Below are 14264 nucleotides of genomic sequence, written 5' to 3'. Positions count from 1 at the left end.
CGGCTCGGAACTCTGCCACGCACCGTCACATGACCGGCCTCGGGCGCGATCGCCTTCCGGCGCCCGGCCACGTCTCCGGACGCCCGGCACGGAGACACCGGCACCCGGTCCGGCCATCGCCTCACCCTGTGCGGCCGGCCTTGCCCTGGGCAGGCATTGCCACCGCCACGCCAGCGCCCTGGCGCTCCCCGGTGGCGGTCCCCGTCCCCTCGCCTCCATCCAGGCTGGAGCCGGGCAGCCATCGCTCGCGATAGGAATCCCACTCGGCCTTGCTGTCGCAGATCAGGCGCAGCAAGTCCTGCGGCACCGACTTCGCGATGCCATCGCCGAAAACCCCGTCGCCGAACTGCTTCCGAAGGCTCTGCCGCAACCACAGGTCGAAGGGGTCCGTGGGCCTCGGAGGCGGGGGCGGGCGGGAGAACTCTGCCGTCATACCAGACCTCGCCATGGAAGGAGATGCGGGTTGAACGCCCGGCAACGCTCCGGGCTTCCCGCGATGCGGCGGGAACGGCTTCGTCCTCCTCCTCGTGTCGGGCTTCGTCCTTTGCGCTCCGCGCAGCCTTCCCGCCCCGGCCCGCCCGCGGGCCGGGGGAAACCGGGCGGCATGGAACCCTCCCCCCGGCTGCGGTGTTGTGCCGGAGACAACGCCGACGCGGCGCATGCACCACACCGGACAAAGGGATATCCAGACCATGGACCAGCAGGCCACCCAGCCCATGCCCTATGGTAACCAGCCCTATGACAGCCAGCTCCCCGCCCGCAGCGGGGACGACGACGCAACGCTTAGTCTGGGCCAGCGCAGCCTCTACGTCCTAGCCGGCCTCGCCCTGGCCGCCGCCGGCGCCAAGCCCCGCCCCAATCCGCTGCTGAACATCCTGGCCCTGGGCGCCGGCTCCTACCTCGCCTGGCGCGGTGCTGAAGGCACCTGCCCCATCAAGGCCGCCTACGTCCGGCATTTCGGCTGATCCACGGCGCCAGGGGCGGAACCGGCCAGCAGCGCCCCCGCTTCCCCTCGCGGAACGACAGGGGCAGCTTGGCGGAGGGGTTGCCGTCCCGGCGACCTCACCACCACGGAATCGCTGCACAAGGAGGCAGCCGCCCGTGGCGGGATTGTCCGTGGCAGAACAGGCTGGAGCCATGACCGAAGACACCGTCGCCAAGACCGAAACCCTGGTCCGCCACCTGAGGGAACAGGAGCACCATGCCGAGGCTGACCGCCTCCAGGCTGCGGTGAAAGAGAAACAGGGCGGCAATGCCTTCCTGGAAGGTTTGCGCGACGTCTGCCAGACCGTCCTCACCGCGCTGGAGGCCATTGACCCCAAGACTGAGCTCCTGGCCGAGGAGCTGCGGCTGGAGATCGACCGGCGCCTTGGCCACAACCCCGTCCTGCCCCCGACGGAGAAGGCCTGACCGCTGCCCCCGCGAACGGGACAGGCCAGCGGATGAACATCCTTCCATAAATGCCGGGCCAGGCGGGCTGCCCAAGGCCGTGCCGCATGCCCGGCCCGTCAAGGCTCGCCTCACGCCAATCCGCGGAAAACCCTGACTTTCCAACGCAAGTCGCGACCTTCCGGCCTCCGGTTGCTCTTCGTTACTCTTCTTGAGGCACGATCCGGCTGCGACCACGAGCAGCATCCATTCCATGGAAATGCTTCCGCTCGCAGCGGCGATCCGCTTCGGCCTCGGGCCGCGACCGGACCAGCCCCTTCCCGTCGATGTCCTCGCCTGGCTCGACAGCCAGCTCGATGGTCCGGACACGCCACCCCCGCCACCGCCGGGCCAGGACCGCTACCGCACCGTGGCCGACGGCTTCCAGATCTGGCGCGACCTCGACGCCATGGGCCAACCCGCCCCGGGCCAGAAGAACCCCATCGAGGAGAACTTCGTCGCCGAGGCCACCACCCAACTCGCCTGGCGCATCGACACGCCACAGCCCTATCGTGAGCGCCTCGCCGATTTCTGGGCCAACCACTTCACCGTCAGCAAGCGTGCCGGCTACCCGGTTTCCACCACCATCGGCTCCTATCTGCGCGAGGCCATCCGCCCGCACGTCACCGGCCGCTTCACAGACATGCTGCTGGCCGTCTTCCGGCACCCGGCCATGCTCTACTACCTGGACCAGACCGCCTCGGTCGGCCCCAGCAGCCCCTATGGCAAACGCAGCGGGCGCGGACTGAACGAGAACCTCGCTCGCGAGATCATGGAGCTCCACACGGTCTCCCCTGCCGGCGGCTATACCCAGGCGGACGTGACGGAGTTCGCCCGCCTCCTCACCGGCTGGGGCGTGGAGCGCAACAAGGACCCCTTCGGCACCCTCTTCCGCCCCTCGAACCACGAGCCGGGCCCCAAGACCGTGATGGGCGAACGCTTCGAGGAAGGCCCGGATTCCGCCGAGCAGGCGCTGCGCTTCCTCGCCTCCCACCCCGCCACCCGCCGCCATGTCGCCCTCAAGCTCGCCCGCCATTTCGTGGCCGACGACCCGCCGCCCGAGGTGGTGGCCCGCATCGCCGGCCGCTGGCGCGACACGGATGGCGATCTCGGCGCCGTCGCCCGCCTGCTGCCGCGCCTGCCGGAAGCCTGGTCGCAGCCCTTCGGCAAGCTCCGCGCGCCGCAGGACTTCATCGCTGCCGCCTTCCGCGCCTGCGGCGCCCGGGGGCAGGACGTCGCCCGCATCGCCTATGGCGCGGGCTACACCCTGAACCAGCCGATCTGGACCGCGCTGCAGCCCAATGGCTGGCCCGACCGCGCCCCCGACTGGCTCGGCCCCGAACCGGTGATGCAGCGCCTCGACTGGTGCTTCGAGACCGCCGGCCGCTTCAGCCGCCTCGAACCGATGGCCGTGCTCGGCACCGCCCTCGGTCCCCTGGCCAGCGACGAGACCCGCCAAGCCGTTGCCCGCGCGGGCTCCCCGCGTGAGGCCATCGCCCTTCTCCTCGCCAGCGCGGAGTTCCAGCGCCGATGAGCTGCCACATCCCCGACACCGTCCATGGCGGGGGGCACCTCCCCCGCCTCGGCCGCCGCGGCCTGCTGCTGGGCCTCACCGCCCTGGCGGTCACCGCCAATGCCCGTCTCGCCTTCGCCGACACGCCATCCCCGGTGCAGGCGCCGGGCGCGCCACGCCCGCCGCAGCGCCTCGTCGTGGTGATCCTGCGCGGCGCCATGGACGGCATGGCCGCCCTGGCCCCCTATGGCGACGCGAACTACCGCGAGTTGCGCGGCTCCATCGCCCTGCCGGAGCCCGGCCAGGAGGGTGGGCTGCTCGACTGCGGCGGCTTCTTCGGCCTGAACCCGCGCCTCGTCAGCCTGCACGGCTTCTTCACCCAGGGCGAGCTCCTCCCCATCCACGCCGTTGCCGGCCCCTACCGCAATCGCAGCCATTTCGAGGCGCAGGACATGATGGAGAGCGGCGCCCCACAGCGCCTGACCTCCGGCTGGCTGAACCGCGCCCTGTCCGGCATGCCCGAGCCCGGCCCCAGCGCGCCGGAACAGGGGATCGCCATCGGCCTCGACCTGCCATTGCTGATGCGCGGGCCGCAGCATGTCGGCATGTGGGCGCCGCCCCGCCCGGTGCGGCCGCCACCGGACCTCTACGCCCGCATGGCGGAACTCCTGCACGCCGATCCGGAACTCGGCCCCGCCGTGGCGGACGGGCTCCGCGGCCGTGGCTATGCCACCGGCGTCCTCGGCGGCGACGGCATGGGCGGGAACAATGGCGGCAGCGGCTTCACCCGCCTCGCCGCCACCGCCGGCCGCCTGTTGGCGCGCGACGACGGCCCCCGCGTCGCCGCCATGGAAATCGGCGGTTGGGACACGCATGCCGACCAGACCCGCCGCCTGACCCCCGTGCTGGGCCAGCTCGACGATGGCATGGCGGCGCTGCGCGGCCAGCTCGGCGAGGCCTGGAGGCACACCGCCGTGCTGGTGATGACAGAGTTCGGCCGCACCGCTCGCGCCAATGGCAACAACGGCACCGACCATGGCACGGGCGGGGTTGCCTTCCTGATGGGCGGCGCCGTCTCTGGCGGCCGGGTCCTGGCCGACTGGCCCGGGCTCGCCGAGGCACAGCTTTTCGAGAAGCGCGACCTCGCTCCCACCCGCGACCTGCGCGCCATCGCCAAGGGCCTGCTGCGCGACCACCTGCGCCTGTCGCCGGAGGCCATCGCCCGCGCCTTTCCCGGCAGCGAGGCGCTGGCCGCCGAGAACGGGCTGCTCGGGGCCTGACGGCTCGGGGCGGGCACAAGCGTCACCCGCCCACGCTCCATCAGGCCGCCCGCACCTTCTCCACGAAGTCCAGCACCTGCTGCCGCAGCCGTTCCGACCGCTGCGACAGCTCGCCCGCGGCGGTCAGGACCTCCCCGGCGGACTGCCCGGTCTCCTGCGCGCTCTGGCTGACCGAGCCGATGCTCACCGTCACCACCTCGGTGGACTGCGCCGTCTGCTGCACCGTGCGGGCGATCTCCGCCGTCGCCGCAGTCTGCTCCTCCACCGCCGCCGCGATCGTCACCGTCGCCTCGCTGACCTCGCCGATGGTGCGGGTGATCTCCCCGATGGCGCCCACCGCGCCCTGGGTCGCTGCCTGCACCTGCGCGATCTGCTGGCCGATCTCCTCGGTCGCCCGCGCCGTCTGCGCCGCCAGGTTCTTCACCTCCGACGCCACCACCGCGAAGCCCTTGCCCGCATCGCCCGCCCGCGCGGCCTCGATCGTCGCGTTCAGCGCCAGCAGGTTGGTCTGCCCGGCGATATCGGCGATCAGCCGCACCACGTCGCCGATCCGCCCGCTGCTCTCGGCCAGGGCGCGCATGGTCTCGTCCGTACGGCGCGCCCCCTCCACGGCGCGCGAGGTCACCGCGCTCGCCTGCATCACCTGGCGGCTGATCTCCTGGATCGAGGCGCTCAGCTCCTCCGCCGCAGCCGCCACGGTCTGCACGCCCTGGCTGGCGTCCCCGGCTGCGACCGAGACGCGCGCCGCCTGCTCGTCCGTGCCCCGCGCCGTGGCGGACATGCCCTGGGCCGTCGCCTCCAGCTCGGTCGAGGCCGCCGAGAGCATCCCAACCATCTCGCCCACCTGCCCCTCGAAGCCGCGCACGACCTGCCCCAGCATCTCGGCCCGCCGCTGCTCCGCCCGGTGCGCCGCCTCCTGCTCCTCCTGCAGCCGACGCGCCGTCACCATGCTCCCGCGGAACACCTCCAGCGCCCCGGCCATGCATCCGATCTCGTCCTGCCGGCCGAGGCCCGGGATCTCCACCTCCAGCTCCCCGACGGAAAGCCGCCGCATCGCCCCGGTCATCGCGCCGATCGGCGCGATGACGCGGCGCAGCACCAGAAACAGCCCGCCCAGCGTTACGACGAGCGCCAGCAACAGCAGCATGACGTTGACGGCCAACGTCACGCCGGCCTCTTCGGCCCGCGCCACCAGTTGCCTCAGCGCCACCAGCGCCACGCCCGACACGGCCGTCACGTCGTCGCTGCTGCGTTGCTGGAAGGTCGCCAGCGGCATGGCCTGGCGCCCCGCCGCCAGGTCGCCATCGATCTCGCGCTGCCGCGCCAGGAAGCTGTCCGGAAAGGCCTCGCGCAGCGGCAGCAGGGCCTGGCGCACCGCCTCGGGCGTGCCGGGCCGGGCCGCGATGTCGAGCACTTGGTCCCAGTTGCCGCGCACCCGCCCATGCCATTCCGCGATGTCGGCCGCCTCCTTTGACGTGGGCGCCCGGCCCGCCGCCAGCAGCGTCTCGTTCAACCCGCCGATCTGCCCCGCCGCGAGGCGCGCGCTCCAGATCGCCTGCTTCAGCGTCATCACCTGGCCGAGTTCCGGTGCCGCCTCGCGGATCATCCCCATGATCTGGGCATCGGCACGGCTGAGCGCCTCGGTATAGGCCAGGGTCGCCCGCGTCGCCTCCTGGATCGCCGCGGCGTCGCTCACCTCCTGGTTCAGGCTGGCATCGAGCCGCGCCCGGAGCGCGCCCATCGACTCGCGATTCTGCCGCAGCGCCTTGATCAGGCCGGTCGTGCCCTCCGCCCGGGACAGGCTGGCCAGGGCGGCGCCCAGGGCCTCCTCGCCGCTGGCCCGGCGCTCGGCGATCCGCCGCCGCGCCACCTCATCCGCCTGGCCCGGCCGGATCATGGCCGCCAGGGTGGTGGAACGCTCCACCCGGGCCTCGTTCAGCGCACTGAACAGCGCCGCATCCGCCCGCGACAGCTCGGCGACGCGGATGGCATTGTCACGCCGGGTCCAGCCTCCCCAGACATCGGGGACGGAGGTCCCGATCGTCAGCACGCCCAGAACGCAGATCGTCCCGCCCAGGACGGATTTCATCGATAGCCGCCGCAACATGCCTCGCGCCCCTGTCTGTCTGGCAGCGGCATGTTGCGGCAGGAAAACTACCGTCCCGTGAACGCGGCACCCGAAACACCGCGCCGTGGCGGCAGGCTACGCCCCGCCGAGCCCGGCCCGGATCGCCCCGGCGAAGCTGCGATCCAGCAGATCCTTCGCCTCCACCGGCTTCCGCACCAGCCCGGCGCGGCGATAGAGGTCGATGTTTCCCTGCTCGTCCCGCTCCACGGCGTCGTCCACCGGTACCACCCGGGTCTTCGCCCGCGCGAACCAGTGCTCCGCCACCGGCGCCGGCACGTTCATCAGCCCCGACCATGTCCGGGCATAGCCGGCGGTGTTCGCATTGGCCCATTCCCGCGCCTGGGCCAGCCGCCGCACCAGCTCCGACAGGTCCTCCCGCCGCCGCGCGATGGCGTCGTCGCGCGCCGCCTGGAAGCCCAGCCCCGGCGTGATCCCGCGCCCGCTCGCCACGATCCGCGCGCCGCTCAGGATCTCTTCCTGCGACACATAGGGCTCCCAGGTCGCCCAGGCCTCCACCGCCCCGCGCGACCAGGCCGCCTTGGCATCCGCCGGCAGCAGGAAGACGAACTGCACCGCATCCAGCGGCAGCTTCGCGTGCTCCAGCGCAGCCAGCACCACCTGATGCCCGATCGAGCCCCGCCCCGTGGCGATGCGCTTGCCCACGAGGTCCTGGATGCCCTTCACCGGGCTGTCCTTCGGCACGATGATGGCGAGCCCGCCCCGGTCCTCGCGCGTCGCGGCGATGGCCTTGGCCGGCACCCCCGCCGCCGCGCCGAAGGTGAAGGGCGCATCCCCCACCAGCCCGGTGTCGATGGCATCGGCGTTCAGCGCCTCCACCAGCGGTGCCGCCGCCGGGAACTCGCTCCAGGCGATCCGGTCCTCGAAGCCCTTCAGCGCCCCCGAGGCCTCCAGCACCGCCCGCGCATTGCCGCGCTGGTCGCCGACGCGCAACGGCGCCCCCTGCGCGCGCAGCAGGCGCGGCATCGCCAGCGGAAGGGCGATCCCCGCCCCCGCCAGCAGCAACCCTCGCCGGCTCAGCCTCATTCCGCCGCCACCCGCACGGCGGCCGCCCGCCGCTCCGCCACCAGCCTCTTGGTGATCGGCAGCAGCGTGCGCCCGTACTCCGCCGCATCCTCCAGCGGATCGAAGCCGCGGATCAGAAAGGTCGTCACGCCCAGCTCGTAGTATTCCAGGAAGGCCTCCGCCACCTGCTGCGGCGTGCCCACCAGGGCCGTGGTGTTCCCCCGCGCCCCGGTCTCTCGCGCGATCGCGGTATAGAGCCGCCCCTCCGGCCGGTCGCCCCGCTCCGCCGCCGCCAGCAGGCGCTGCGAGCCCGCATTGGCCGGCGCCTTGTTCGCCGGCCCCAGCGCCGCCTGCCCGCGCACCTCGCGCACCCGGCCCAGGATGCGCTCCGCCTTGGCCCAGGCCGCCTCCTCCGTCTCCGCCAGGATCGGGCGGAAGCTCAGCGAGAAGCGCACGTCATGCTCGCGCCCGTGCTTCGCCGCCTCCTCGCGCACGCGCCCAACGATCTCGCGCACCTGCGCCTGCGTCTCGCCCCAGAGCGCATAGACATCCGCATGCCTGCCCGCGACCCGCAGCGCCGCCTCGGAGGCACCGCCGAAATAGACCGGGATGCGCGGCTTCTGCACCGTCCGCACCTCGGGCGAGGCGCCCTTGATGCGGTAATAGGCGCCCTCGTGGTCCACCGGCTTCGCGCCGGTCCAGATCGCCTTCAGGATATCGACATACTCGTCCGTCCGCGCATAGCGGTCGTCCTTGCCGAGCCAGTCGCCGTCCCGCGCCTGGTCCACGTCATCGCCGCCGGAGATCACGTGGATCGCGGCGCGGCCGCCCGAAAGCTGGTCCAGCGTCGCATAGCTCCGCGCCGCGAGGCTCGGCGCCAGGAAGCCCGGCCGGTGCGCGACCAGGAATCCCACGCGCTTCGTATGCGCGGCCGCGTCGGTGGCCAGCAGGAACCCGTCGGGTCCGTTGCTGTACCAGCCGATCAGCACGCGGTCGAAGCCGCCCTCGTCATGCACCCGCATGGACTTGCGGAAATAGCCGAGGTCGATCGCCTCGCCATGCGGCGGGTGGATCTCCGACTGCTCGCGCGGCTGCACCATGCCGATGAACTCGACATCGTTCAGATGGGAACCCGGAACCGTCATCGGCTTTCCTCCTTCACTCGTCTCAATTCACCCCGAGCGCCCGGCGCCCCGCGACACCGTAGGCACTGTCGGGCTGCGGCGTGTGGATGCGCGCGCAGAGCACGTCGCGCAGATGCCGCTCCAGCGGGTTGGAACGCGCCAGCGCATGGTTGCCGCAGAGCGCCACCGCCTCCTGCACCACCGCGATGGCGTTCTCCGCCGCCACGGTCTTGATCAGCCCGGCCTCGGCCGCCTCCAGCCCCGCGTCGCGCGCGCCGGAGTCCACCAGCCGGTCGTTGGTCGCCAGCAGCGCCTCGATCCGGCCCACCGCCTCCTGCATGCGCGGCAGCGTGGCCAGCGGCCGGCCCAGATTGGCCGGCACGCGCCCCTTCAGGAAACCGACCAGCCAGTCCCGCGCCGCCCGCGCCACGCCCGTATAAAGCGCCGCGATCATCAGCGTGTTCCAGGCGCCGTGCTGCGCGCCGGGCCCGCCGCGCTCCTCCGGCAGCCGCAGGTCCACCGCATGTTCCAGCGGCACCAGCGCGTCCTCGAAGACCACGTCGTGGCTCCCGGAGGCCCGCAGCCCCGCCTGGTCCCAGCTCTCCTCGATCCGTACGCCCGGCGTGTCCGCCCGCACCAGCAGGGACCCGATGCGCGGCCGCTCCTCGTCGGTCCGCAGCCAGACCAGCATCCAGCGCAGCCCCGGCGCCCCGGTGGAGTAGATCTTGCGCCCGCTGACGCGCCATCCTTCCGCCGTGCGCCGCGCCACCGTGCCCGGCAACCCGCCACGCGCCGGCGAGCCCAGTTCCGGCTCCACGCGCAGCGCGTTCACCAGCGCCCCGCGCTCCACCGCCTCGCGCCCCACCAGCGCCTTGATGTGCTCCGGCACATGCGGGTCGGTGACGAGCCCGCGGATCTGGATCAGCTGCATCGCCAGCACCAGCGCCGTGGCCGGGCAGCCTTCCGCCACCCGCCCCACCAGCGCGCAGGCCCGCTCCAGCCCGGCCTCCTCGCCACCATCGGCCTGCCGCGCCGTCAGGCCCAGCATCCCGGCCTCGTGCAGCGCCGTGAAGTTCGCGTGCGGGAAGCTGCCTTCACGGTCATGCGCCGCGGCCCGCGACGCGAAGTCCCGCACCAGCGCACCCAGCGGGTCGGGCCGCACCAGCAAACCGTCCATCATGCCGCCAGCTCCAGCCCATGCCCGAAATCACGGTCCCAGAGCGACGCTACGTTCACGCCCTTCGGCAGCAGGCCCAGCGCGGCGAAGTCGTCCGCCACCGCCTGGTGCGAGGCGATGGCCGCCTCGTCCGGCGCCACCAGCCGTCGCTTCTGGCTGACATTCTCCAGCAGCGCGCGGATCGTGGCCTCCGGCACGTTCAGCAGCCTCGACTGCGCCGCCGCCAGCTCCGCCGTATGGCTGTCCATCCACAGGAAGGCCCGCGAGACCCGCGCCAGATGATCGGCGATCGCCGCCCGCCGTCCCGGCTCCACCAGCGCGTCCGGGCTGGCGAAGACCAGGTAGTTCCCCGACAGGATCCCGCGCGCGTTGCGCAGTTCCTGCGCCCCGGCCTCGCGCGCCATCGGCACGGAATAGCCATAGATCGCCCAGGCATCGAGCGCCCCGTTCTGGAAGGCCGCACGCCCGTCGCTGGGGGAAAGATTCACGGCCTGGATGTCGCCGAAGCCCAGCCCTGCCTCGGCCAGCATCCGGTTCAGGTAGTAATGCGTGGTCGTTGCCCGGACATAGCCGACGCGCCTGCCCTTGAGGTCGGCGATGCTCCGCACCGTGGACCCCTTCGGCACCAGCACCACCTGCTCGTTCACGTCGCCGCGGATCACCGCGATCACCCTGATCCGTGCGCCCGAGGCGGCGGCGAAGGCCGGCGGGATCTCGCTGCCATAGGCGAGGTCGATGGCCCCGGCATTCACCGCCTCGACCATCAGGTTGCCGCTGCCGAACTCGGACCACGCCACCTGATAGGAACGGTCGCGATCCTGCCCCGACAGGTTCAGCAGGATCTGGTCGCCCGCCTTGTACTGCGCCGCCCGCAGCGTCACCCCCGCCTGCGCCCGCGCGCTTCCCCGCCCCGCCAGCAGCAGCGCCGGCGCCGCCAGCACGGCACCCCGCAGCGCCCCGCGCCGCGTCAGCACCCCGCTCACGCCGCCTGCCTCGCGCTGTCCTCGACGCCCAGCTCCGCCAGCAGCCGCCGCCGCAGCGCCACGAAGCCCGCATCGCCATGCGCCCGCGGCCGCTCCATCGCCACGGGAATATCCGCCGCGATCCGCCCGGCATCCAGCACCAGCACCCGGTCCGCCAGCAGGATCGCCTCGTCCACGTCATGCGTGACGATCAGCGTGGTCGGCCCATGCGCGCGCCAGAGCTCCAGCACCAGCGCATGCATCCGGATGCGAGTCAGCGCGTCCAACGCCGCGAAGGGCTCGTCCAGCAGCAGCAGCCTCGGCTCGCGCACCAGCGCCCGCGCCAGGGCGGAGCGCTGCGCCTCGCCGCCCGACAATGTCAGCGGCCAGGCATTCAGCCGGTGCGACAGCCCCACCTCGCCCAGCGCCCGCTCCGCCCGCTCGCGCGCCCCGCCGCCGGGCAGGCCGAGGGTCACGTTCTGCCAGACCTTCTTCCAGGGCAGCAGCCGCGGCTCCTGGAACACCGCCGCCACGCTCTCCGGCAGCCGGACCACCGCGTCCTCCGGCACCGGGTCCAGCCCGGCCAGCGTCCGCAGCAGCGTCGTCTTGCCCGAGCCCGAACGCCCCAGCAGCGCGGTGAAGGACCCCGGCTCCAGCTCGATATCCAGCCCGTGCAGCACGGTGTTCTGGCCAAAGCGCCGGGTCAGGCCGCGCACCGAGACGGCGCGCGCGTTGTTCTGCTCGCCCATGGTCCCCGCTCCCCGCTCAGGCCTTGATCAGGCTCGGCCGCCAGGCCAGCGTCCGCCGCTCCACGAGGCGCATCAGGGCGTCCGCCCCCAGCCCCAGCAGCGCATAGACGACGAGGCCCACGACGATGACGTCGGTGCGCAGGAAGTCCCGCGCGTCGTTGATCAGGTAGCCGATGCCCGAGGTCGCGTTGATCTGCTCGGCGATCACCAGGCTCAGCCAGGCCGTCCCGATCGCGTAGCGCAGCCCCACGATGCCCGAGGGCAGCGCCCCCGGCAGGATCACGTGCCGGATCATCCCCTGCCGGTCGAGGCCGAAGACCTTGCCCGCCTCCATCAGCTTGGGATCGACACCCCGGATGCCTGCGAAGAGCGTCAGATAGACCGGGAAGCTGGTCCCCAGCGCCACCAGCGCGATCTTCGGCGTCTCGCCGATGCCGAACCACAGGATGAACAGCGGCACCAGCGCCAGGAAGGGCAGCGTGCGGAGCATCTGCAGCGGCGCGTCCACGATCTCCTCGCCCAGCTTCGACAGCCCGGCGATCAGCGCGAAGGCCGTGCCCGCCGCCACGCCGATGGAAAGCCCCAGCGCCACCCGGCCCAGCGAGACCAGCAGGTGGTGCGGCAGCTCGCCCGAAAGCGTCAGCTCCCAGGCCGAGGCGATCACCGTGCTCGGCGCCGCCAGGGTGCGCGGCGAGATCAGCCCAGCCATCGAGGCCGCCTGCCAGAGCAGCACGATCACCAGCGGCGAGACGAAGCGCCGCGCCTTGCCGAGATGGAGCCGGCCGGGCAGCAGCGCCCGCGCCGCCCGGGCGAGGCTGCGGTCGGAAAGAGAGGAAGAGGAGCGCCCTGTGGCGCCGATCACCTGGGTGTCGGACATGCTGGCTCCGTCCCGGCCACCGGCCCTGGGGCCGCGCGGTCCGCGAAAAGGGGAAGAGGCGGTGGAACCCGGTGGCAGCCCGGGCGGGATGGCGCGGGCTTCAGCCCGGCAGACCGGGGCCGGTACAGGCCCGGCAGCGGCAACAGACCCGCCGCACCGGAACCGGACCCTTGAGGTCCCCGATGCGCCCGCCGGACGCGGCCTCTCGGCCCGGATTCCACGACATCTCGATCATGGAGCAGAGGATAGGCAGAGGGTTATTCGCGATAAATAGTCGGGTTTATCGAAGTTCAACGCCGCCAGAGGATGCCATTCCCCCGTCCGCCCGATCCGGGGGAGTTATTCCTCCACTCCCTCCTGGGGCTGGCCCCGGTCGCGGAAGGCCGCCCGGTTCAGGGGAAAGGCAGTGGTGTGCTTGATCCGCTCCATGGCGAAGCGGGAGGTCACGTTGCGCATCGGCACCGTCCCGATCAGCCGCTTGTAGAACAGGTCGAACTCCGCCATGTCCGCCACCGCGACGTGGAGCATGTAGTCCACCTCCCCCGCCATCCGGTAGGCCCCCATCACCTCCGGCATGGCGTCCACCGCCTGGGCGAAGCGTTCCAGCCAGTCCGGCGTATGGTCCCCCGCCTCCACCGCCACGAAGACGCTCAGCCCCACCCCCACCTTCTCCGGCGCCACCAGCGCCACCCGGCGGGTGATCACCCCGGCGGCCTCCAGCTTCTGCACCCGCTTCCAGCAGGGCGTGGCGGAAAGCCCCACCTTGTCCGCCATCTGGGCGATGGAAAGCGTGGCATCCTGTTGCAGGATCGCGAGGAGCTTGCGGTCGATCTCGTCCATGAACACTCCGTCCGGCCGCCGTTCCGGCGCCCAAGGGACGCCCCCGGGGAGGCACCCCAGGCGACGTCCGGGCATTGGCCGGCCCGGCCATGCCGGCGTTTCCCGGCCCCATAAGGGATCACGCGCCAGCCGCCGGGGGTCAAGGCCATCCCCGCCGCTCAGCCCTTGCGCCCCCCTTCGCCCATGTCCCGGCCGCGCCCCAGCCTCGCCCCTCCCCCACGGCCCGGAACTGAACCTTTCCCGCGCTGCGGCGCTTAGAACCCGTTTCATAACGGCTGAGGCGGGGTGAGCGGCGGGAGTTCTGCGCGTTCGGAGGGTGTCTGACGTCCTTCGAGGTGGCCCATGTGGACCCCTGCCGCCCGCGCGCAGCTTGCGCGCGGCTCCCAGCCTTATGCAACGTGCCTAACCGATGCCGAGTGGGCCCTGGTCGAGCCCTTCTTGCCAAGCCCTGCAAAGACCGGACGACCCCGGTCCTGGCCGATGCGGCGGGTGGTCGATGCGATCCTCTACGTGCTCCGTACCGGCTGCGCCTGGGCGCATCTGCCCCGCGACTTCCCGCCGCCCGGGACCGTGCACCGTTGGTTCCTGCGCCTCTCGCGCCGGGGCACCTTCGAGCGACTGGCGCACGCCCTCATCATGGCCGACCGCGAGCGGGTCGGCCGAGAGGCCTCACCGACAGCGGCGGTGTTGGACGCCCAATCCGTCCGCTCGGGCGGTGTCGGCGTGAAAGGTGTCCGCGGCTACGATGCCGGGAAGAAGGTGACGGGCCGCAAGCGCCACGCCCTGGTGGACACGGACGGTAGGCTCCTGCTCGCCGCCATCTCGCCCGCCTGCCTGCATGACAGCCGAGGGGGTGCGGCCCTCCTGGCCATGTCGCGCCGCCCTTGGCCGTTCCTGGCCCGCTGCTTCGCCGACCGCGCCTACGCCGGTCCGCGGGTCGCCCGAGCCTCCCCCGTCGCCGTTACCATCATCGGCAGCGCACCCGGCCAGAAAGGCTTCGCCGTGCAACCCAGGCGCTGGGTGGTGGAGAGGTCCTTCGCTTGGTTCGGCCGCTGCCGACGCCTCGCTCGCGATCACGAGGCCACCGTCGGTTCCGCCGTCGCCTTCTTCACCCTCGCCGCCGCCATGATCCTCGTCCGGCGTCTGGCTCAGCCGTTATGAAA

Annotated in this window: 14 protein-coding genes; 5 read left to right on the top strand and 9 right to left on the bottom strand. The window is 72.3% G+C overall.

What is annotated here, in order from left to right; translation table 11 throughout:
* Positions 1-121: 121 nt before the first annotated feature.
* Complete coding sequence (locus CTJ15_RS22475; protein ID WP_019462861.1) at positions 122-370, bottom strand: hypothetical protein; 249 nt, start codon at positions 368-370, stop codon at positions 122-124.
* Positions 371-692: 322 nt separating this feature from the next.
* Between CTJ15_RS22475 and CTJ15_RS22470 the strand changes: the two genes are divergently transcribed.
* The 4 genes from CTJ15_RS22470 to CTJ15_RS22455 all read left to right on the top strand — a co-directional run bounded on the left by CTJ15_RS22470 (position 693) and on the right by CTJ15_RS22455 (position 4221).
* Positions 693-965: a hypothetical protein gene (locus tag CTJ15_RS22470; protein WP_075823149.1), complete on the top strand. Its 273-nt coding sequence runs from the start codon at positions 693-695 to the stop codon at positions 963-965.
* A 172-nt stretch (positions 966-1137) separates the two neighbouring features.
* Positions 1138-1410 (top strand): hypothetical protein, encoded by a 273-nt coding sequence (locus tag CTJ15_RS22465; protein ID WP_058389618.1) that lies wholly within the window; start codon positions 1138-1140, stop codon positions 1408-1410.
* A 232-nt stretch (positions 1411-1642) separates the two neighbouring features.
* The gene (locus CTJ15_RS22460; protein WP_226946032.1) at positions 1643-2962 is read left to right on the top strand and encodes a DUF1800 family protein; all 1320 of its coding nucleotides are present in this window, start codon (positions 1643-1645) and stop codon (positions 2960-2962) included.
* A complete protein-coding gene (locus CTJ15_RS22455) occupies positions 2959-4221 on the top strand; it encodes a DUF1501 domain-containing protein (RefSeq protein WP_019462865.1) in 1263 nt (420 codons plus the stop codon). Before CTJ15_RS22460 ends, CTJ15_RS22455 begins: the two co-directional genes overlap by 4 nt.
* A gap of 40 nt (positions 4222-4261) precedes the next feature.
* On the opposite strand, the gene CTJ15_RS22450 is transcribed toward CTJ15_RS22455, so the two are convergent.
* The 8 genes from CTJ15_RS22450 to CTJ15_RS22415 all read right to left on the bottom strand — a co-directional run bounded on the left by CTJ15_RS22450 (position 4262) and on the right by CTJ15_RS22415 (position 13101).
* Complete coding sequence (locus CTJ15_RS22450; RefSeq protein ID WP_151904056.1) at positions 4262-6328, bottom strand: methyl-accepting chemotaxis protein; 2067 nt, start codon at positions 6326-6328, stop codon at positions 4262-4264.
* A 96-nt stretch (positions 6329-6424) separates the two neighbouring features.
* Positions 6425-7393: an ABC transporter substrate-binding protein gene (locus CTJ15_RS22445; protein WP_037249519.1), complete on the bottom strand. Its 969-nt coding sequence runs from the start codon at positions 7391-7393 to the stop codon at positions 6425-6427.
* Positions 7390-8517: an LLM class flavin-dependent oxidoreductase gene (locus CTJ15_RS22440; protein ID WP_019462868.1), complete on the bottom strand. Its 1128-nt coding sequence runs from the start codon at positions 8515-8517 to the stop codon at positions 7390-7392. The genes CTJ15_RS22445 and CTJ15_RS22440 overlap by 4 nt, the downstream gene beginning before the upstream one ends.
* Positions 8518-8539: 22 nt before the next feature.
* Positions 8540-9676 (bottom strand): acyl-CoA dehydrogenase family protein, encoded by a 1137-nt coding sequence (locus tag CTJ15_RS22435; RefSeq protein ID WP_019462869.1) that lies wholly within the window; start codon positions 9674-9676, stop codon positions 8540-8542.
* Positions 9673-10656, bottom strand: a complete 984-nt coding sequence (locus tag CTJ15_RS22430) for an ABC transporter substrate-binding protein (RefSeq protein ID WP_099782034.1) — start codon at positions 10654-10656, stop codon at positions 9673-9675. The genes CTJ15_RS22435 and CTJ15_RS22430 overlap by 4 nt, the downstream gene beginning before the upstream one ends.
* Positions 10653-11384 (bottom strand): ABC transporter ATP-binding protein, encoded by a 732-nt coding sequence (locus CTJ15_RS22425; protein ID WP_019462871.1) that lies wholly within the window; start codon positions 11382-11384, stop codon positions 10653-10655. The genes CTJ15_RS22430 and CTJ15_RS22425 overlap by 4 nt, the downstream gene beginning before the upstream one ends.
* A gap of 16 nt (positions 11385-11400) precedes the next feature.
* The gene (locus CTJ15_RS22420; RefSeq protein WP_019462872.1) at positions 11401-12261 is read right to left on the bottom strand and encodes an ABC transporter permease subunit; all 861 of its coding nucleotides are present in this window, start codon (positions 12259-12261) and stop codon (positions 11401-11403) included.
* A gap of 339 nt (positions 12262-12600) precedes the next feature.
* Positions 12601-13101 (bottom strand): Lrp/AsnC family transcriptional regulator, encoded by a 501-nt coding sequence (locus CTJ15_RS22415; protein WP_075822665.1) that lies wholly within the window; start codon positions 13099-13101, stop codon positions 12601-12603.
* Positions 13102-13443: 342 nt separating this feature from the next.
* On the opposite strand from CTJ15_RS22415, the gene CTJ15_RS22410 reads away from it, so the two are divergent.
* Positions 13444-14262, top strand: a complete 819-nt coding sequence (locus CTJ15_RS22410; RefSeq protein ID WP_099780839.1) for an IS5 family transposase — start codon at positions 13444-13446, stop codon at positions 14260-14262.
* Positions 14263-14264 lie beyond the last annotated feature (2 nt).

Origin of the sequence: Roseomonas sp. FDAARGOS_362 (assembly GCF_002754815.1) — a bacterium.
GTDB classification, from domain to species: Bacteria; Pseudomonadota; Alphaproteobacteria; order Acetobacterales; family Acetobacteraceae; genus Roseomonas; species Roseomonas mucosa.
Note: the sequence above shows the minus strand (reverse complement) of the source record. Positions and strands in the feature narration are given on the sequence as shown.